This is a genomic window from Leptothrix sp. (in: b-proteobacteria) (genome assembly GCF_965250675.1).
In the GTDB taxonomy this organism is placed as follows: Bacteria; Pseudomonadota; Gammaproteobacteria; order Burkholderiales; family Burkholderiaceae_C; genus Sphaerotilus.
In genome coordinates this window covers 128,570-145,055 of the sequence record NZ_CBDFPH010000009.1, presented here as the reverse complement: position 1 = coordinate 145,055, position 16,486 = coordinate 128,570, and the positions used below count along the sequence as shown (strand labels likewise).

Genomic DNA, 16,486 nt, shown 5'->3' with positions numbered 1-16,486 from the left:
AACACCATGAAAAAACTGGCTTCAACCTGCGCGCTGATCGGCGCGGCCCTGGGCTCGGTGAGTGCGTTGGCGCAAACCGCCAACCAGACGCCGGACCCGCAACTCGGCCGCAACCTGGCCGCCACCTGCGCCGCCTGTCACGGCACCGATGGCCGCGCCCAGGGCGCGGTCGTGGCGCTGGCCGGCTACCCCGCCGACAAGCTGATCGCCACGATGGCCGAATACAAGGCGGGCCAACGGCCTGCGACGATCATGCACCAGATCGCCAAAGGCTATAGCGACGCGCAGATCACGCAAGTTGCCAGCTATTTCGCCCAACAAAAGAACTGAAGCTGGCAGGAGACACCTCATGAAGAACACTGAATCGACCCTCTCGCGCCGCCGCATCCTGGGTGGCGCCCTGGTGGGTGGCAGCGCGCTCGGGGCACTCGCGCTCGGCGGCTGCGCGTCCGTCATCGGCCGCGCTCGCCCCCAGGTGGTGATCATCGGCGCAGGCTACGGCGGTGCGACCGCCGCCAAGTACCTGCGCCGCTGGGGTGAGGGCAAGGTCGACGTCACCGTGGTCGACCGCCAGGCCAGCTTCATCTCCTGCCCGATCTCGAACCTGGTGATCGGCGGCAGCAAGCAGATGAGCGACATCACCGTCAGCTACGACGGCCTGCGCCGCCTGGGCGTCAACATGGTCCAGGCCGAGGTCACGGCCATCGACGCCGACAAGCGCCTGGTGCGGCTCGAAGGCGGCAAGGCGCTGCCCTACGACCGGCTGATCGTCTCGCCGGGCGTCGAGCTGATGGTCGACCAGATCGGCGGCCTGAAAGCGGCCGAGGCCGACGGCCGCATCCTCACCGCCTGGAAGGCCGGCCCGCAGACCCTGGCGCTGCGCCGGCAGCTGGAGGCCATGCCCGACGGCGGCGTGTTCGCCATCGCCGTGCCGCTGGCGCCCTACCGCTGCCCGCCCGGGCCGTACGAGCGCGCCTGCCAGGTGGCAAGCTACTTCAAGCAGCACAAGCCGCGCTCCAAGGTGCTGATCCTGGACGCCAACCCGGACGTGACCTCCAAGCCCGGCCTGTTCAAGAAAGCCTGGGCCGAGCTGTACCCGGGCATGGTCGAGTTCCGCGGCAACAACGCGCTGGCCGAGGTCGATGCGCGCACGCTCACGGCCAAGATGCAGCTCGATGACGTGCGTGCCGACGTGCTCAACGTGCTGCCGCCCATGCGCGCCGGCGAGATCGCCAGGACCGCCGGCCTGATCAACGCCAACCAGCGCTGGTGCGCGGTCGACTGGCTGACGATGGAGTCCACCGCCGCCAGGAACATCCACGTGCTGGGCGACGCCACGCTGTCGGCGCCGCTGATGCCCAAGTCCGGCCACATGGCCAACCAGCACGCCAAGGTGGCGGCTGCGGCCATCCTGAATGCCTTTGCCGGCCTGCCGCCCAACCCGACGCCGGTGGTGATGAACACCTGCTACAGCTTCGTCTCGCCCGACAAGGTGATCCACGTCGCCAGCGTGCACCAGTACAACGCCGAGAAGAAGACCTTCGAGACGGTGCCGGGCTCGGGCGGCGTCTCGGCGGCAGCCAGCGAGCTGGAGGCGGCCTACGGCCTGTCGTGGGCGACCAACATCTGGGCTGACACGCTGGCTTGAGCCATCATGAACGCATGACGGATCAAGACCTTCTTCAACTCACGCACCAGGTGCTCTGGGCCAGCTTTGCGCTGGCCGTTGCGCTGGGCGCACTGGCTCAGCAGGTGCGCTTCTGCACCATGGGCGCGGTGGCCGATGTGGTGCACCTGGGCGACTGGGGTCGGGCGCGCATGTGGGCGCTGGCCATCGGCGTGGCGGTGCTGGGCTTCAACGGCCTGGTCGCGCTGGGCTGGCTCAAGGCGGCCGACAGCATCTATGCCGGCACGCGGCTGAACTGGCTCTCGGCGGCGGTCGGCGGCGCGATGTTCGGCGCCGGCATGGTGCTGGCCTCGGGCTGTGCCAGCAAGAACCTGCTGCGCGCCGGCGCGGGCAACCTCAAGTCGGTGGTAGTGCTGGGCGTGGTGGCCTTCACCGGCTTTGCCACGCTCAAGGGCCTCACGGCGGTGGCACGGGTGCGCTGGCTGGACACGGTGTTCATCGAGTTGCCCGCCGGCCAGGACCTGCCGACGCTGCTGGGCGCCTTCAGCGGCGTGCCGGTGCCAATGCTGGCCGGCGCGCTGGCGGTGCTGGTGGGCGGCGGACTGATCGCCTGGGCTCTGGCCGCGCGCGAGGCCCGGTCGGCCGAGTTGATGCTGGGCGGCGCCGGCGTCGGGCTGATCGTGGTGCTGGCCTGGCTGATCTCGGGCCGGCTGGGCTTCGTGCCTGAGCACCCGCAGACGCTGGAGGCCGTGCACATCGCCACCAGCTCGCGGCGCATGGAGGCGCTCACCTTCGTGGCAAGCATCGCCTACGTCAGCGACTACCTGCAGTACTTCAGCGACAGCTCGCGGCTCATCAGCCTGAGCATGGCTTCGGCCGTGGGCCTGCTGCTGGGCTCGACCCTGCATGCGCTGGCCACCCGCAGCTTCCGCTGGGAAGGCTTCCGCACCACCGACGACCTGGGCCACCACCTGGTCGGTGGTGCGCTGATGGGCGTGGGCGGCGTCACGGCGCTGGGCTGCACCATCGGCCAGGGCTTGTCGGGCATCTCGACCCTGAGCGTGGGCAGCGTGATCGCTCTGGCCGCCATCGTGATGGGCGCCGTGGCCATGCTCAAGTGGCAGGCCCGGTCGTTGGCGTAAATATACCCCCATGGGTAGTTTGATCTACACTCTGCGCTGAGTTCAACGCTTCGGAGCCGCCCGGCTTTTTCCACCCATGAACATCGATTTCGCCCACTTCACCCCTTGGTCATCGCTGATCGGCGGCCTGCTGATCGGCTTGAGCGCCAGCCTGCTGATGCTCGGCGCGGGCCGCATTGCGGGCATTGCCGGCATCGTCGGCAGCGCCTTGCAAGGCCTGATGCGCGGCTCGCTGCAAGGCCAGGGCGTGCGGCTGGCCTTCATCGGCGGCATGGTGCTGGCGCCCACGCTGTGGCAGTGGTTCAAGCCGCTGCCGGAGACCGTCAACGTCGCCAGCACCGGCGCGCTCGTCCTGGCCGGCCTGCTGGTGGGCGTGGGGGTGCGCATGGGCAACGGCTGCACCAGCGGCCACGGCATCTGCGGCCTGAGCCGCTTTTCGCTGCGGTCACTGGCCAACGTGCTGGCCTTCATGGGCGCGGGCTTTGCCGTCGTCTACGTCATCAAGCACCTGCTCTGAACCCGAACGGAGTCCCCCCATGAACATCCTCATTGCGCTGCTGAGCGGCAGCATCTTCGGCATCGGCCTGATTGCCGGCGGCATGACCAACCCGGCCAAGGTGCAGGGCTTTCTCGACCTGTTCGGCAGCTGGGACCCGAGCCTGGCGTTCGTGATGGGCGGCGGCATTGCGGTAGGCACCGTCGGCTTCCTGCTGGCCAGGCGCCGTGACGCCCGCGGTGAGCGCGCCTGGTCGGGCGCCACGCTCGACATTCCCAACAGCCGCTTGATCGACACCCGCCTGATCGTCGGCGGCCTGCTGTTCGGCGCTGGCTGGGGCCTCGGCGGCTTCTGCCCCGGCCCGGCCCTCACGGCGCTCGGCGCCGGCTTCATGCCGGCGGTCTGGTTCGTGGCGGCCATGCTGGCCGGCATGGCGCTGCACGACCGCTTCCTGTCCACGCTGTTCGCCAGGAAGGCGGGCGCCTGAATGGCCACACCCGCCAATGGCTGGAACGATCGCTTTGCCAGCCGCGACGACTACATCTTCGGCACCCAACCCAGCGTCTGGCTGAGCCAGAACGCCGGTGTCTGGCAACCCGGCCAGCGCGTGCTGTGCGTGGCCGACGGCGAAGGCCGCAACAGCGTCTGGCTGGCGCGCCAGGGCCTGCAGGTCGACGCCTTCGACATCGCCGAGGCCGGCGTGGCCAAGGCCCGACGCCTGGCCGAGGCGCAGGGCGCACACGTCAACTACACCGTCGCCGATTGCGACAACTTCGCCTGGCCGCAGGCCGCCTACGACGGCGTCGCGGCCATCTTCGTGCAGTTCGCCGACCCGGCGCTGCGCGCGCGCCTGTTCGCGCACATGGTCCGCAGCCTCAAGCCCGGCGGCACGCTGCTGCTGCAGGGCTACACGCCCAAGCAGCTGGAGTACCGCACCGGCGGGCCGCCGCAGGTGTCCTACCTCTACACCGAGGCCCTGCTGCGCGAGGCGTTTGCCGAACTGGACATCGTGTCGCTCGACGAGTACGAGGCCGACATGAACGAAGGCAGCGGCCACAGCGGCCGCTCGGCGCTGGTCGGCCTGGTCGCGCGGCGACGCGGGTGATCAGGCTGGGGCCACGGGCCTGGATCGGCGCAGCGCGCTCACCAGCCACGCGCACCCCAGGGCCACGGCCCAGGCCACCAGCCCCCAGCCGGCATCGACCTGGCTCTGCAGCGAATAGGCGTTGCACAGCCTCAGGTCGGTGCTGAGCAGGTACAGGCCCAGCCACACCATCATCGACAGCACATAGCCCATGAAGAACAGCTGAATCACCGTGGGCGCGCGTTCTGCGGAATGGCGTAACAGCGCGCCGCAGAGCAGCAGCGTTGCCAGCTTGAACCCGTCGGCCTCGGGCACGACCACCGCCCGGTCGATGGCCGAGGGCAGCATCCAGTACGCCAGCCAGCCCTGGGCAGCCAGGAAGCCGGTCAAGCCGTACTGGTTCCAGGGCGCCAGCGCCTGTGCGACGCGGCTGCGCGTCGCAGCACGGCCCCACCACCAGCCGCTCCAGACCAGCAAGGGCATCTGCACCGCCATGTGCCAGGCCATGCTCTGCTCGATCAGGCTGCGCAGCGGCGGCAGCGACAAGGCCACGGCCAGCACGCCAGACACCAGCGCGGCCGGCAGCGGCCCTCGTTCCTGCGTCATGGTGGGGTCGCCTGCGTGAGTTCCAGCGCCAGGTCCAGCGCCTGGGCGGGGGCCTCGATCGGCAGGATGCGCAGCAGCTGGCCCTGGGCGTCGACCAGATGGAATGCGGCGTTGTGCTCGAACTCGCCCAGCGGCGCCGGCAGCACCATGATGCCGAAGGCATCGAGCAGGCGGCGCCGGTCCGCCGGCCGGGCCAGCGTGACAACCTGCCAGAGCGCTGGATCCATGCGCAGGCGCTGGGCGTAATCGCGCAGCGCTGCGGCATCGTCACGCTGCGGATCAAAACTGATCGACAGCAGGCCCACCCGCCCCTGCGCGCCCTTTGCGGCGATCTGCTGCTGCAACTGCTGGTAGACCGAGCCGAGCACGCTGCACACGGTCTCGCAGCGGGTGTAGACAAAGTCCACGATCCAGAGGCGCTCGTCTGCGGCCAGCAGGCGGTGCAGCGTCGTCGCCTGACCGGCCGCATCGACCAGGGCAAAGTCCGGCAACGGCTGCGGCTGGCGCTCGACGGCCGAGCGCCGCAGCGTCTCGGTCGTGAAGGCGCGGCCGCCCTCGGTGGTGTGCAGCAGGCCGGCCAGCGCAGCCACCAGCACGGCCGTGCTGGCCACAAAGGTGCGCAGCAGACCGGGAGCGCTCACCTCAGGACGGCGCCTTGAGTCCGGTGCCACCCGCATAAGGCTCGGTCCGGGACTGCGTGGCCTCGCGCTGGGCCTTGACCGTGGCAGCGGTGATGGCGGGCGCCTGGTTGCCCCAGTCGCTGCGCACATAGGTCATGACAGCGGCCAGTTCATCGTCGCTCATGGCCTTCCAGGCGGGCATGGCGCCCTTGTAGACCACGCCCTTGACCTCCAGTTCGCCGTTGACGCCATGCAGCAGGATGTTGGTGAGCACCTTCTCGTCACCCATCACCCACTCGGCACCCGCCAGCGGCGGGAACACGCCTGCCACGCCCTGGCCCGTGGCCTGGTGGCACGCGGCGCATTTGCTGCCGTAAACCAGCTTGCCGTCCACCGCCGGGGCGGCTCCGGCCACCGGCACGGGCGGGCGCAGGGTCGCCACCGTGCGCTGGTCGCCATAGGCGGAGTCCTCGCCCGACGGCGTGATGTAGATGTAGAAGGCGCCCCACATGGCCATCGCGCCCAGGAACATGACCAGGAACCAGGGCAGCGGGCGCACGCCCTCGTCGGGGTCGGCATGCTCGCGCTGGCGTTGGGCGTTGAGGGCCGCGCGTTCAGATTTGTTCATGGCTGGTCCTTGGAGGGTTTGACAGGCAAGGGCGCCAGCGCGGGATAGGTGCGGTCCAGCGACAGCAGGTAGCGCACCAGCGCGACGGCCTCGGGCTTGGCCACCACGACCTCGCCCGGCTTGGCCACCGACGGCGGCAGGTTGACCACCGTCTCGCCCGGTTGCGCCGCGCCCTGGCGCACCTCGAACAGGTAGGGATAGGGCGGCATGATCGAACCCGGCGTGTAGGCGCGCGGCTGGTACAGGTGGCCCAGTTGCCAGTCCATGCTCGGCTGGCGGGCGCCGATGTTGAGCAGGTCCGGACCGGTGCGCATGGTGCCCAGCAGGTGGGGCGTGTCGTAGGCGTAGTCCCCTGCGACCGAGGCCCGACCCCAGCCCCGCTTGGCGTCGGGGGCCAGGCTGATGTCGCGGGGCTGCTGCGAATGGCAGTAGACACAGCCGTTGGCCATGTAGGACTGGCGGCCCACCAGTTGCTCGCTGGTGTAGGGCTTGAGTGCCGGCGGCGGCTTGACGTTCTCCAGCATCAGGTAAGGCATCACGACCAGCACGCCCGTCGCGCCCCCCAGGATCACCATGGCACCGGTGATGATGCGCAGTTCGTCCATTTCCCAGAAACTCTTGCCGGCGCTCATGCTGCGGCTCCCTGGGTCAGAACGCGCGGCAGCAAGGACGCGCCCAGCAGGGCAGCCCCCAGGCGCCGGGGGCCGAACTTCCAGCCCATCGCGAAGAAATGCACGGCAAAGACCAGGTGGCCGAGCGTCATCAGCCCACCCCCGATCGAGCGGGCCTTCAGGTAGGGCAGCGTGATCGCCACCGACTGCATGAAGGGGGTGTTCTCGTCCAGCATGGCCAGCCCCTGCAGCCAGCCGCCGAGGGTCAGCCAGATGAAGTAGATCGCAAAGCCGATCAGCACCAGCCAGAAATGCAGCGAGATCAGCCGCGGATACGGCCATTCCCAGTTCATGACGCGGGGCATGATGAAGTAGATCGAACCGAACATCACCATCGAGAAGAAGCCGTACAGCCCCAGGTGGGCGTGGGCGATGGTGTAGTGCGTGAAGTGCGTGACGGCATTGACCGCCCGCAGCGCCTCCAGTGAACCCTGCACCGACGCGGCCGTGTACATCATGGCGCCCAGCACGATGAAGCGCAGCGTGGGCGAGTAGGTCAGCGCGCGGAAGTTGCCCAGCACGGTCATGTGCTGGTTGACCGCCACGGCGAACACCGGAATCACCATCATCATGCTCTGCACGATCGAGATCGTGACCAGCCACGACGGCACCGGCCCGCCGATCAGGTGATGCCCGCCCACCTGGCTGTAGAAGAACGCCAGCGACCAGAAGCCCAGCAGCGACAGGTTGTAGGAGTGGATCGGCTTGCCCAGCACCTTGGGGATGAAGTAGTAGGACGCGGCCAGCCCGATCGGCGTGAACCACAGCCCCAGCACGTTGTGGCCGAACCACCAGTTCATGGTCGCCTGCTCGACGCCAAAGTGCAGCCCCGGCCAGTTGGCGATCAGGAACAGCACCGGAAACCACAGCAGGCCGGCGGCGATGTACCAGACCGACACGTACAGGTGCTCCACCCGGCGCTTGAGCAGCGTCATCCAGAGCGGGAAGCCCACCAGCGCGCCGCCCACCACCAGCAGGATGTCGATCTGCCAGGGGAATTCGAGCCACTCCAGCCCGTCGGAATACCCCATGCCGATGGCCACCGAGCCGGCGAACACCCCAATGCTCCAGAGCGCCCCGCCGACGAGCGCGTACTTCGCCCCCACCAGTTCGGTCTTGAGCAGGCGCGGAATCAGCCAGATCGCCACGCCGATGCCCGCCAGCGAGCACCAGCCGTAAGCCACCAGGTTCAGGTGGATCGGCCGGATGCGGCCGAAGGTCAGCCACTCGTACTGCACCCACCAGTCCGGCGCATGCAGCTTGATCGATGAGATCAGGCCGGCCAGCGACGCCAGCACCAACCAGACCACGGCCAGCGTCAGGCAGACGCCCACCACCAGCGACGTCGACTGGTCCGCCCGCGAGCGGGCCTGCGCGTCGGCCTCGGCCATGCGCGGGCCCGCCCCATCGCGGGCATCCATGGCCTGCTGCAAGCCGCCTTTCTGTGCCGCAGTCGCGGCGGGGTCTTCGACCGTGCCCAACTCATTGGGCGCGAAGATCTCGGTGGCCGCGCCCATGCCATCGCCGAACAGGCCTTTGGACATCGACCAGATGAAGACAAACAGCGCTGCAATCGACAACAAGAACGTGCCGAGCAGAACGCTCACGGTGAAATCCATGACAAGAGTCTCCTGATGATTTTGGAAGGGACCGGATACCGCCAGGGCCGCAGGTCAGCGCCCGCCGCCTGCGCCGCGCAGCACCGGCAGGCCGGCCTGCTCCCAGGCGTTCATGCCGCCGCTGACGTTGAGCGTGCCGCCGTAGCCCGCCTGCCGCAGCAAGTCGGTGGCCGCAGCCGACCGGCTGCCGGAGCGGCACACCACCAGTACCGGCGTGGCCTTGTCCTGCGGCAGCTCGCCCAGACGCTGGGCCAGCTGGCCCAGCGGGATGAGCGTGGCGCCCGGCGCGCGCACGGCGGCGTGTTCGTCGGGCTCGCGCACGTCGATCAGCACGGCCTGGCCGGCTGCGAACTGAGCTTGGGCCTGCGAAACGTCGATGGCGGGCGGCGCCTTGCCGCAGGCGGCCAGGGCCAGCACGCCAGCGGCAGCGCCGGCCCACCAGGCTCGAAGGGGATGCATCGTCATCGCGTCAACTCCAGAACTTCATCGTCAGGGCTACCGCCAGGGTCAGCCCGCAGGCCCTGCCTGACAGCAGCACGCGCAGCAACCGCCAGCGCGGCAGGAAACCCACGCCGCTGACCAGGCCGGCGCTCATGGCCCAGAACACCAGCGTCGCCAGGCGGTGGTCGGCATGGCCGTCGGCGCCCACCAGCGCACGCGGGTAGATCGTCACGCCCAGCATGATCAGCACCGCCACGCCCAGCGGCAACAGGGCCAGCGGGCGGGTGGTGGACAGGACGGGCGGTGATTCAGTGCCCATCGCGGTCATGCCCGTCAGGACGGCGCAGGGCCGCTTGTCGCGCTTCGGCGTTCTCGCCCCACATCGCGTTCAAGATGGCCAGCAGGACGGCAAAACCCAGTCCCAGAATCCAGGTGAAGTACCACATGGTCAGTACGCTCCGTGTTCGTTTTCGCGGATGTAGGCCGCCGTGACCTTGCCAGACATGACCTTGTAGGCCCACGAGGTGTAGAGCACGATCAGCGGCATCAGGATCAGCGTGGCCCAGAACATCAGGCCCAGCGTCAGGTGGCTGGAGACGCTGTCCCAGACCGTCAGGCTCGCCTGGGGCTGGCTGCTCGAGGGCATGATGAAGGGGAACATGCTCGCGCCGGCCGTGCCGATCACGCCCACCAGGGCCAGCGCCGAAGCCACGAACGCCACCAGCGTGCGGCCCACCGCCACCAGCCCGGCCGCGAGCAAAGCGCCTGACACGCCCAGGGCCGGCAGCAGCCACAGCAGCGGCTGCAGGCGGTAGTTGGCCATCCACGCACCCGCCTCGCGCACCACGGTCTTGGCCAGCGGATCAGGCAGCGCGGCCGGGTCGATCACCGACGTGATGCGGTAGCCGTCCATCGCCTGCAGCCACACGCCCGCCGCCACAAAGGCCAGCACCATCAGCAGCGCCGCGCCGATGGCGGCACGCCGGGCGCGCGCCTGCACCACGCCGTCGGTGCGGTGCGCCAGGTAGACGCCACCATGCATCGTGATCATGGCCGAGCTGACCACGCCGGCCAGCAGCGCAAACGGGTTGAGCAGTTGCCAGAAGGTGCCGGTGTAGGTCGAGCGCAGGCTGTCGTCGAAGCCGAAGGGCACGCCCTGCAGCAGGTTGCCAAACGCCACGCCGAAGATCAGTGGCGGCACCGCGCCACCGATGAACAGGCCCCAGTCCCAGGTGCTGCGCCAGGCAGGGTGGTGGATCTTGCTGCGGTAGTCAAAGCCCACCGGGCGGAAAAACAGCGCCCACAGCACCGCCAGCATCGCCCAGTAGAAGCCGCTGAAGGCGGTGGCGTAGACCAGCGGCCAGGCCGCGAAGATGGCGCCGCCGCCGGTGATGAACCACACTTGGTTGCCGTCCCAGTGCGGGCCGACGGTGTTGATGACGACGCGGCGTTCGACGTCGCTGCGGCCGACGAAGGGCAGCAGCGTGCCCACGCCCATGTCATGGCCGTCCATGATGGCGAAGCCCACCAGCAGCACGCCGACCAGCAGCCACCAGATGACCTTGAGGGTTGGATAGTCCAGCATCTTGTTGCCCTTCAGGCGTGCGCCGGCGCATGACCGACTTCGTTCGCGTAGCGGCCCGTGCCCAGGCTGCCCGGGCCGATGCGGGCGAACTTGATCATCAGGAACATCTCCACCACCAGCAGCACGGTGTAGAACACCACGAAGCCGGCCAGCGAGCCGTAGAGGTTGCCCACGCTCAGCGTCGACACGCTTAGGTGGGTGGGCAACACGCCGTAGATGGTCCAGGGCTGGCGACCGTACTCGGCCACGAACCAGCCCAGCTCGCAGGCCAGCCAGGGCGCGGGCAGCATCCACAGCGCCGCCTTCAGCAGCCAGGGCTTTTGAGCGCATTCGCTCTTGAGCGTGGTCCAGAACGCCAGGCCGAACAGCAGCAGCATCGCGAAGCCCAGGCCGACCATGGCGCGGAAGCTCCAGAACATCGGCGCCACGCGCGGCACGGTGGAATCGACCGCTTTCTGGATCATCTCGGGCGTCGCGTCCTGCACCCGGTCGGTGTACTTCTTCAGCAGCAGGCCGAAGCCAAGGTCGGCTTTCAAGCCATCAAAATGCGCCAGCAGCGCCGGGTCCTTGGGCGACTTGCGCAGCGCTTCCAGGGCGAGCACGGCCTGGATGCCGTTGACGATGCGCTCGCGGTTCTTCGCCTTGATTTCCTTGATGCCGGGAATCTCCTTGGTCAGCGACCGCGTGCCGATGATGCCCATCACCCACGGGATTTCGATCGCCCAGTCGTTCCTGGCCTCGGCCTCGTTCGGCCAGGCCAGGGCGTTGAAGGAAGCGGGCGCGGGCTCGGTCTCCCACATGGCCTCGATGGCGGCCATCTTGGTCTGCTGCGCCTCGCCCACGGTGTAGCCGGACTCGTCACCCAGCACGATCACCGAACACACGGACGCCAGCCCGAAGGCCGCCGCAATGCGGAAGCTGCGCCGCGCGAACTCGACGTCACGGCCCTTGAGCAGGTACCAGCTGCTGACCGACAGCACGAACATCGCGCCCGTCACGTAACCGGCCGACACGGTGTGCACGAACTTGGCCTGCGCATCGGGGTTGAACAGGATGGCCCAGAAGTCGGTCATCTCCATGCGCATGGTCACTGGGCTGAACTCGGCGCCGACCGGGTTCTGCATCCAGCCGTTGGCGATCAGGATCCACAGCGCGCTCAGGTTGGTGCCCAGCGCCATCAGCGTCGTCACCAGCAGGTGCTGCTGGCGGCTCAGGCGGTCCCAGCCGAAGAAGAACAGGCCGAACATGGTCGATTCGAGGAAGAAGGCCATCAGCCCCTCGATCGCCAGCGGCGCGCCGAAGATGTCGCCCACGTAGTGCGAGTAGTAGGCCCAGTTGGTGCCGAACTGGAATTCGAGCGTGATGCCGGTGGTCACGCCCAGCGCAAAGTTGATGCCGAAGAGCTTGCCCCAGAAGCGGGTCATGTCCTTGTAGATGACCTTGCCGGTCATCACGTAGACGGCCTCCATGATGACCAGCAGCCAGACCATGCCGACGGTGAGCGGCACGAAGAGAAAGTGGTACATCGCCGTGGCGGCAAACTGCAGCCGCGACAGGTCGACGAGCTGTTCACTGATCATGGGAACGGGTCCTGGTATCCCGGACGTCCGGGGTGGGGGCTGATGCCTGGAGAGGAGCCTCCGACGCGGCCTGCGCCACGCCCAGCAGGCGGGCGGCGGCATCGGCGTCGACGCTGACACGCTGGTCGCGCACCACCGCCCACCACAGCGCGGTGAGCACCAGCACCTTCAACACCACCACCCAGACCAGGTGGCGGTTGAGGGATTGCACGAAACGCTGCGCTGCCAGATTCACGTCAATTGCTCCTTGATGCAGCGCATGACTCCAAGAAGCGTGCCAGGCTGCCTGGCCCGGGAAGCGTCGATTTCACGGCCTCACAGCCCCGGCAGCGGCCCCATCACTGCCATTCCGGCTGCCACCCCGACTGCCAGGCACTGCCGCACACTGCCAGCCTCATCACCCCGGGTTCACTGCAGCCGGTAACCCGCATGGCAGGCCACGCAGGCCTGGGTGGTGCGGGCCAGTGCGGCCAGCGCGGGCTTGAGGTCACCTGTGGCGGCGGCGTTCTGGGCCTCGACCGCAAACTGGCTGGCGCTCCGGTGCATGCTGGTGCCCACGTCCTGCATGCCCTGCGGCATGAGCTTGGCGGCCTCGTGGGCGTTGTGCGCCTTCAGCGAGGTCATGCCCAGCCGCTGCTCGGCAATCTGCGCGGCGCGATCGGGCGCATTGGCAGCCAGCGCCTCCTGGATCTGCGCCAGGGCCAGCAGGTGATCGCGCATGTTCGCCAGCGTGTGGTCGCGCATCGCGGGCGGGTACTTGACCAGCTCGCGCAGGTCCGGGACGGCGGCATGCGCCGGGGCCGCATCGGCTGCGGCAGCGCCATGGCCGTGGCCGTGGTGCTGGGCCAACGCGCCGGTCTGGCCGTACAGTGCGGCGGCGCTCAGACCGAGAGCCAGCACGAGGGAGCGGAGTTTGATCATGGCAGTCAGCCCTTCAGGACAGTGGAAAAGTGCGCAGCCTAAAGAGGCCGGCGCCCAACGCCTATGACTGCAGTCATATCCCACCCCGAGGTCTGGCAACGCCCGCCCCTGGCGCAGTTCACGCCGTGGCTGCGCGAACTGGCGCGCCCGCTGCAACTGGCCAAAGGCTGCAGCCTGTTCGTGACCGGCCAGACGCCGAGCCAGATGTTCTACGTCGCCCACGGCGAAGCGGTGATGAGCCGCACCGACCGCAGCGGCCGCCTGCTGATCCTGCAACGCGCCTCAGGCGGCTTTCTGGCCGAGGCCAGCCTGCGCAGCACGCGCTACCACTGCGATGCCACGGCACTGAGCGACTGCGCGCTGATCGCCCTGCCGGTGGCCGCGCTGCACGAGGCCATCGACCAGGACGCCGACACCCGCTGGGCCTGGATCGGCATGCTGTCGTCAGAAATCCGCCGCCAGCGTGGCCACGCCGAGCGCCTGGCCCTCAAGACCGTGCGCGAGCGGCTGCTGCACCTGCTGATCACCCAGGGCGAAGACGGCCGCCTGCCCCTGCCCGGCAGCAAGAAAGACCTCGCCGCCGAGCTGGGCGTGTCCCACGAGGCGCTCTACCGCACGCTGGCCATGCTTCAGCGCGAAGGCGTGCTGCGCCAGGACGATCAGGCGCTGATGCTGTGTTGAACGGCGCTGCGCCGCTGCCGCACGGCCAGCCACGCCAGAGCCGCGCCGAGCAGGCTCAGCGGCAGCAGCGAGCCCAGGTTCATGGCCTGCCAGCCGCCGGTGGTGACCAGCGCGCCGGAGCCGAAGGCAGTGAGCGTCATGGTGGCGTAGACGCAGAAATCGACCGCCGCCTGCGCGGTGGTGCGCTCCTCGGGCCGGTAGGTTTCTGTGGCGAGCGTGGTGCCGCCGATGAAGAGGAAGTTCCAGCCCACCCCCAGCGTGATCAGCGCGGCCAGGAAGTGCATCAGGTCGACGCCTGACAAGGCAATCAGCACGCAGACGATGTTGAGGGCCAGCCCGACCACCATCACCGGCAGCGCACCAAAGCGCTTGATGAGCGCACCGGTGAAGAAGCTCGGCACGTACATGCCCAGCACATGCCATTCCAGCACCAGGGCGGCGGCCGAGAACGGGTGGGCGCATTGCGCCATGGCGATGGGCGTGGCCGACATCAGCAGGCTCATGACGCCGTAGCCCAGCGCGCAGGCCGCCACCGCGATGATGAAGACCGGCTGGCGGGCGATTTCGCGCAGCGGACGGCCGCTGGCGGCGGGCGTGCCGGGTTCGGTCAAGGGCGGAAACTGGATGCGCGACATCAGCAGCATCGCCAGCAAGGCCACGCCGACCAGCGCAATGTAGGCGCCGGCGTAAGGCTGGGGCAGCGCATCGCGGGTGGCCGTCGCCAGGTTGGGACCGACGATGGCGCCCAGAATGCCGCCCGCCAGCACCCAGGAAATCGCCTTTTCCTTCAGCGACGGGCCGACCAGTTCGGTCGCTGCAAAGCGGTAGAGCGAGGCGTTGGCCTGGTAGTAGCCGGCCAGCACGGTCGCAGCGGTCAGCAGCCAGAAACTGCCGCTGATGGCCGCCCAGGCGCACAGCGCCGAGGCCGCCATCGCGACGACCAGCCCGAGCTGAAACGTGCGCCGCCGCCCCCAGGCACGCTGGTGCCGCGCCACCAGCGGCGCCGCCAGCGCCCCGCCGGCCACGTAGGCGGCCATGGGCAGCGTGGCCATCCAGGCCGCAGGCGCCAGACTCAGGCCGACCAGCCCGTTGACGGCAATGAAGGTGACGTTGTTGGACAGGAACAGGCCCTGGCAGAGGGCGAGCAACAGCAGTTGGACGTTCATGAGGGCTTTCCTGACAGGGTCTCGTTCAGGCCAGCCCGAGCGCCTTCAGGCGCCGGTACAGCGTGCGCTCGCTCAGCCCGACCTGCGCGGCCAGTTCCCGGCGCGTGCCCTGGAAGCCCGCAGCGATGGCGACCAGGTCGGCATCCGGAGTGATGGCGGCTGGCATCGGCGCTGGCGTTTTCATCGACATCGGCACCGGTAGCCGCACCGGCACGCCGCCGCCCGATTCAGTCTGGCCGATGGGGGCGGGCAGGTGCTCGGCGCGGATCACGCCGTCGTCGGCAAACAGGCGCGCGCGCTCCAGCACGTTGCGCAGCTCGCGGATGTTGCCGGGCCAGGTGTAGGCCTGCAGGCGCGCCAGCGCCGCCGGTTCGAGCTGCAGCCGCACGCCGTGGCGGGCACTGCGCTGCAGGATGGACTCGACCAGCATCGGCACGTCGTCCACGCGCTCGCGCAGTGGCGGCAGCGCAATCGGGAAGGCGGCGATGCGGTAGTACAGGTCGCGCCGGAAGCGGCCGTCGGCCACCATCTGCTCCAGCGGCTGGTGGGTGGCGGCCACCAGGCGGAAGTCGGCGCGCTGGGTTTCGACGCTGCCGACACGGCGGAAGGTGCCGGACTCGATCAGCCGCAGCAGCTTGACCTGCATGGGCAGCGGCACGTCGCCGATCTCGTCCAGGAAGAGCGTGCCGCCCTTGGCGGTCTCGACCAGGCCGGGCTTGCGTGCCACCGCGCCGGTGAACGCGCCTTTCTCGTAGCCGAACAGCTCGCTCTCGAACAGGGTTTCGCTGAAGCCCGAGCAGTCGACCACCACAAAAGGGCCGCGCGCGCGCTCGCTGCCTTCATGCACCGCGCGGGCGAACAGTTCCTTGCCGGTGCCGGACTCGCCCAGCAGCAGCACCGGCAGCATCGACGGCGCCACGCGCTGCAGGCAGGACAGCGCCTGGTTGAATGCGGCAGACCGCCCGACCAGCCCTTCGGCGCTGGGCGTGGCCGAGGCGGTGCGCACCGTGGACAAGCGCTCGACGTAGGCCACCACCGCGCCATCGCTGGTGACGATGGGGCGCAGTTCCACATCGACATGCTCCGGCCCGCGCGGCGTGTGGTGGATGTGCAGCACGCGGTCCGGGCCCTTCAACTCGAAGGCCTTTTTCATCGGGCAGTGCTCGCCGGCCTGGTCGCACGGCACGTCGTAGTGATGCGAGACGCGGTAGCACTTGTGGCCGATGTAGGGCTTGTCGGCGGTACCGAACTGGCGCCGGTAGGCGGTGTTGGCGGCCAGGATGTTGTAGCCCGGGTCGAGCACGATCATCGGCTGGGCCTCGTGCTCCAGGAACGAGATCAGCGCCTGGACTTGCGGCGCGCCGGGCGGGGCGGGGAAAACATCAACAACATCGGACATGGGCGGGCTCCTGCACAGAGCCGGCATTGTCGGCGCTGGCGGTGGATTGCTGCCAGTCACTGCCAAAACGGTGATATCTGGCAGTTCAATGTGGCAGGCCCGCCTGCCAGACGCCGGATGAAATCTGCGTGACTTCAATGAAAACAAGGACTTGCGTGCACCGACGTGTCTTTGAAACGGCTGGCACGGCTCTTGTTATGAAAAGATTCATCGCGCGCTG

Annotated in this window: 20 protein-coding genes and 2 pseudogenes; 7 read left to right on the top strand and 15 right to left on the bottom strand. The window is 68.7% G+C overall.

Annotated elements, in window-relative coordinates; genetic code table 11:
• The first annotated feature begins 6 nt into the window (after nucleotides 1-6).
• The 6 genes from AC5IG3_RS14060 (at nucleotide 7) to AC5IG3_RS14035 (ending at nucleotide 4,370) form a co-directional block, all read left to right on the top strand.
• Nucleotides 7-330, top strand: coding sequence for a c-type cytochrome (locus AC5IG3_RS14060; RefSeq protein WP_491906923.1), 324 nt, complete (start codon nucleotides 7-9; stop codon nucleotides 328-330).
• 19 nt (nucleotides 331-349) lie between these two features.
• On the top strand, nucleotides 350-1,648 hold the full coding sequence (locus AC5IG3_RS14055; RefSeq protein ID WP_491906922.1) for an FCSD flavin-binding domain-containing protein: 1,299 nt from the start codon (nucleotides 350-352) through the stop codon (nucleotides 1,646-1,648).
• A 14-nt stretch (nucleotides 1,649-1,662) separates the two neighbouring features.
• A complete protein-coding gene (locus AC5IG3_RS14050; RefSeq protein ID WP_491906921.1) occupies nucleotides 1,663-2,769 on the top strand; it encodes a YeeE/YedE family protein in 1,107 nt (368 codons plus the stop codon).
• A 76-nt stretch (nucleotides 2,770-2,845) separates the two neighbouring features.
• Complete coding sequence (locus tag AC5IG3_RS14045; RefSeq protein ID WP_491906920.1) at nucleotides 2,846-3,286, top strand: YeeE/YedE family protein; 441 nt, start codon at nucleotides 2,846-2,848, stop codon at nucleotides 3,284-3,286.
• Between the two features lie 19 nt (nucleotides 3,287-3,305).
• Nucleotides 3,306-3,752, top strand: a complete 447-nt coding sequence (locus tag AC5IG3_RS14040) for a DUF6691 family protein (RefSeq protein ID WP_491906919.1) — start codon at nucleotides 3,306-3,308, stop codon at nucleotides 3,750-3,752.
• Nucleotides 3,753-4,370 carry a class I SAM-dependent methyltransferase gene (locus AC5IG3_RS14035; RefSeq protein WP_491906918.1) on the top strand — a complete coding sequence of 206 codons (618 nt, stop codon included), beginning with the start codon at nucleotides 3,753-3,755 and terminating at the stop codon, nucleotides 4,368-4,370. It abuts the gene before it with no gap.
• Here the strand turns inward: AC5IG3_RS14035 and AC5IG3_RS14030 are convergent, their stop codons facing one another.
• The 12 genes from AC5IG3_RS14030 to AC5IG3_RS13975 all read right to left on the bottom strand — a co-directional run bounded on the left by AC5IG3_RS14030 (nucleotide 4,371) and on the right by AC5IG3_RS13975 (nucleotide 13,020).
• Nucleotides 4,371-4,955: a hypothetical protein gene (locus AC5IG3_RS14030; protein ID WP_491906917.1), complete on the bottom strand. Its 585-nt coding sequence runs from the start codon at nucleotides 4,953-4,955 to the stop codon at nucleotides 4,371-4,373.
• Entirely contained in the window at nucleotides 4,952-5,596 is a 645-nt protein-coding gene (locus AC5IG3_RS14025) for an SCO family protein (protein ID WP_491906916.1), read from the bottom strand. Before AC5IG3_RS14025 ends, AC5IG3_RS14030 begins: the two co-directional genes overlap by 4 nt.
• 1 nt (nucleotide 5,597) lies before the next feature.
• Nucleotides 5,598-6,203: a c-type cytochrome gene (locus AC5IG3_RS14020; protein ID WP_491906915.1), complete on the bottom strand. Its 606-nt coding sequence runs from the start codon at nucleotides 6,201-6,203 to the stop codon at nucleotides 5,598-5,600.
• Nucleotides 6,200-6,835: a cbb3-type cytochrome c oxidase subunit II gene (locus AC5IG3_RS14015; protein WP_491906914.1), complete on the bottom strand. Its 636-nt coding sequence runs from the start codon at nucleotides 6,833-6,835 to the stop codon at nucleotides 6,200-6,202. The genes AC5IG3_RS14020 and AC5IG3_RS14015 overlap by 4 nt, the downstream gene beginning before the upstream one ends.
• Nucleotides 6,832-8,493, bottom strand: coding sequence for a cbb3-type cytochrome c oxidase subunit I (locus tag AC5IG3_RS14010; protein WP_491906913.1), 1,662 nt, complete (start codon nucleotides 8,491-8,493; stop codon nucleotides 6,832-6,834). The genes AC5IG3_RS14015 and AC5IG3_RS14010 overlap by 4 nt, the downstream gene beginning before the upstream one ends.
• 54 nt (nucleotides 8,494-8,547) lie before the next feature.
• On the bottom strand, nucleotides 8,548-8,958 hold the full coding sequence (locus AC5IG3_RS14005) for a rhodanese-like domain-containing protein (protein ID WP_491906912.1): 411 nt from the start codon (nucleotides 8,956-8,958) through the stop codon (nucleotides 8,548-8,550).
• Between the two features lie 4 nt (nucleotides 8,959-8,962).
• Nucleotides 8,963-9,253, bottom strand: coding sequence for a cyd operon YbgE family protein (locus tag AC5IG3_RS14000; RefSeq protein ID WP_491906911.1), 291 nt, complete (start codon nucleotides 9,251-9,253; stop codon nucleotides 8,963-8,965).
• A complete protein-coding gene (cydX, locus tag AC5IG3_RS13995; protein WP_491906910.1) occupies nucleotides 9,243-9,380 on the bottom strand; it encodes a cytochrome bd-I oxidase subunit CydX in 138 nt (45 codons plus the stop codon). The genes AC5IG3_RS14000 and cydX overlap by 11 nt, the downstream gene beginning before the upstream one ends.
• Before the next feature lie 2 nt (nucleotides 9,381-9,382).
• A complete protein-coding gene (gene cydB, locus AC5IG3_RS13990) occupies nucleotides 9,383-10,519 on the bottom strand; it encodes a cytochrome d ubiquinol oxidase subunit II (protein WP_491906909.1) in 1,137 nt (378 codons plus the stop codon).
• A gap of 11 nt (nucleotides 10,520-10,530) precedes the next feature.
• Nucleotides 10,531-12,099, bottom strand: coding sequence for a cytochrome ubiquinol oxidase subunit I (locus AC5IG3_RS13985; protein ID WP_491906908.1), 1,569 nt, complete (start codon nucleotides 12,097-12,099; stop codon nucleotides 10,531-10,533).
• Nucleotides 12,089-12,334 (bottom strand): cytochrome oxidase putative small subunit CydP, encoded by a 246-nt coding sequence (gene cydP, locus AC5IG3_RS13980; RefSeq protein ID WP_491906907.1) that lies wholly within the window; start codon nucleotides 12,332-12,334, stop codon nucleotides 12,089-12,091. Before cydP ends, AC5IG3_RS13985 begins: the two co-directional genes overlap by 11 nt.
• A 173-nt stretch (nucleotides 12,335-12,507) precedes the next feature.
• Entirely contained in the window at nucleotides 12,508-13,020 is a 513-nt protein-coding gene (locus tag AC5IG3_RS13975; RefSeq protein WP_491906905.1) for a hypothetical protein, read from the bottom strand.
• Between the two features lie 63 nt (nucleotides 13,021-13,083).
• Here AC5IG3_RS13975 and AC5IG3_RS13970 point away from each other — a divergent pair, with 63 nt between their 5' ends.
• Nucleotides 13,084-13,701 carry a Crp/Fnr family transcriptional regulator gene (locus AC5IG3_RS13970; protein WP_491906904.1) on the top strand — a complete coding sequence of 206 codons (618 nt, stop codon included), beginning with the start codon at nucleotides 13,084-13,086 and terminating at the stop codon, nucleotides 13,699-13,701.
• Here AC5IG3_RS13970 and AC5IG3_RS13965 read toward each other — a convergent pair.
• The 3 genes and pseudogenes from AC5IG3_RS13965 to AC5IG3_RS13955 all read right to left on the bottom strand — a co-directional run.
• Nucleotides 13,680-14,867, bottom strand: coding sequence for an MFS transporter (locus tag AC5IG3_RS13965; RefSeq protein WP_491906903.1), 1,188 nt, complete (start codon nucleotides 14,865-14,867; stop codon nucleotides 13,680-13,682). The two genes, AC5IG3_RS13970 and AC5IG3_RS13965, sit on opposite strands and share 22 nt — an antisense overlap.
• Before the next feature lie 25 nt (nucleotides 14,868-14,892).
• Nucleotides 14,893-15,012, bottom strand: a pseudogene (locus AC5IG3_RS13960) (helix-turn-helix domain-containing protein); the annotation flags it as partial.
• 101 nt (nucleotides 15,013-15,113) lie between these two features.
• Nucleotides 15,114-16,266 (bottom strand): annotated as a pseudogene (locus AC5IG3_RS13955) (sigma-54 interaction domain-containing protein); the annotation flags it as partial.
• Between the last annotated feature and the right edge of the window lie 220 nt (nucleotides 16,267-16,486).

Bases quoted from the DNA above. Each gene is read 5' to 3' on its own strand.
- AC5IG3_RS14060 (WP_491906923.1), top strand. From the start codon at position 7: ATGAAAAAACTGGCTTCAACCTGCGCGCTGATCGGCGCGGCCCTGGGC.
- AC5IG3_RS14055 (WP_491906922.1), top strand. From the start codon at position 350: ATGAAGAACACTGAATCGACCCTCTCGCGCCGCCGCATCCTGGGTGGC.
- AC5IG3_RS14050 (WP_491906921.1), top strand. From the start codon at position 1,663: ATGACGGATCAAGACCTTCTTCAACTCACGCACCAGGTGCTCTGGGCC.
- AC5IG3_RS14045 (WP_491906920.1), top strand. From the start codon at position 2,846: ATGAACATCGATTTCGCCCACTTCACCCCTTGGTCATCGCTGATCGGC.
- AC5IG3_RS14040 (WP_491906919.1), top strand. From the start codon at position 3,306: ATGAACATCCTCATTGCGCTGCTGAGCGGCAGCATCTTCGGCATCGGC.
- AC5IG3_RS14035 (WP_491906918.1), top strand. From the start codon at position 3,753: ATGGCCACACCCGCCAATGGCTGGAACGATCGCTTTGCCAGCCGCGAC.
- AC5IG3_RS14030 (WP_491906917.1), bottom strand. From the start codon at position 4,955: ATGACGCAGGAACGAGGGCCGCTGCCGGCCGCGCTGGTGTCTGGCGTG.
- AC5IG3_RS14020 (WP_491906915.1), bottom strand. From the start codon at position 6,203: ATGAACAAATCTGAACGCGCGGCCCTCAACGCCCAACGCCAGCGCGAG.
- AC5IG3_RS14015 (WP_491906914.1), bottom strand. From the start codon at position 6,835: ATGAGCGCCGGCAAGAGTTTCTGGGAAATGGACGAACTGCGCATCATC.
- AC5IG3_RS14010 (WP_491906913.1), bottom strand. From the start codon at position 8,493: ATGGATTTCACCGTGAGCGTTCTGCTCGGCACGTTCTTGTTGTCGATT.
- AC5IG3_RS14005 (WP_491906912.1), bottom strand. From the start codon at position 8,958: ATGACGATGCATCCCCTTCGAGCCTGGTGGGCCGGCGCTGCCGCTGGC.
- AC5IG3_RS14000 (WP_491906911.1), bottom strand. From the start codon at position 9,253: ATGGGCACTGAATCACCGCCCGTCCTGTCCACCACCCGCCCGCTGGCC.
- cydX (WP_491906910.1), bottom strand. From the start codon at position 9,380: ATGTGGTACTTCACCTGGATTCTGGGACTGGGTTTTGCCGTCCTGCTG.
- cydB (WP_491906909.1), bottom strand. From the start codon at position 10,519: ATGCTGGACTATCCAACCCTCAAGGTCATCTGGTGGCTGCTGGTCGGC.
- AC5IG3_RS13985 (WP_491906908.1), bottom strand. From the start codon at position 12,099: ATGATCAGTGAACAGCTCGTCGACCTGTCGCGGCTGCAGTTTGCCGCC.
- AC5IG3_RS13975 (WP_491906905.1), bottom strand. From the start codon at position 13,020: ATGATCAAACTCCGCTCCCTCGTGCTGGCTCTCGGTCTGAGCGCCGCC.
- AC5IG3_RS13970 (WP_491906904.1), top strand. From the start codon at position 13,084: ATGACTGCAGTCATATCCCACCCCGAGGTCTGGCAACGCCCGCCCCTG.
- AC5IG3_RS13965 (WP_491906903.1), bottom strand. From the start codon at position 14,867: ATGAACGTCCAACTGCTGTTGCTCGCCCTCTGCCAGGGCCTGTTCCTG.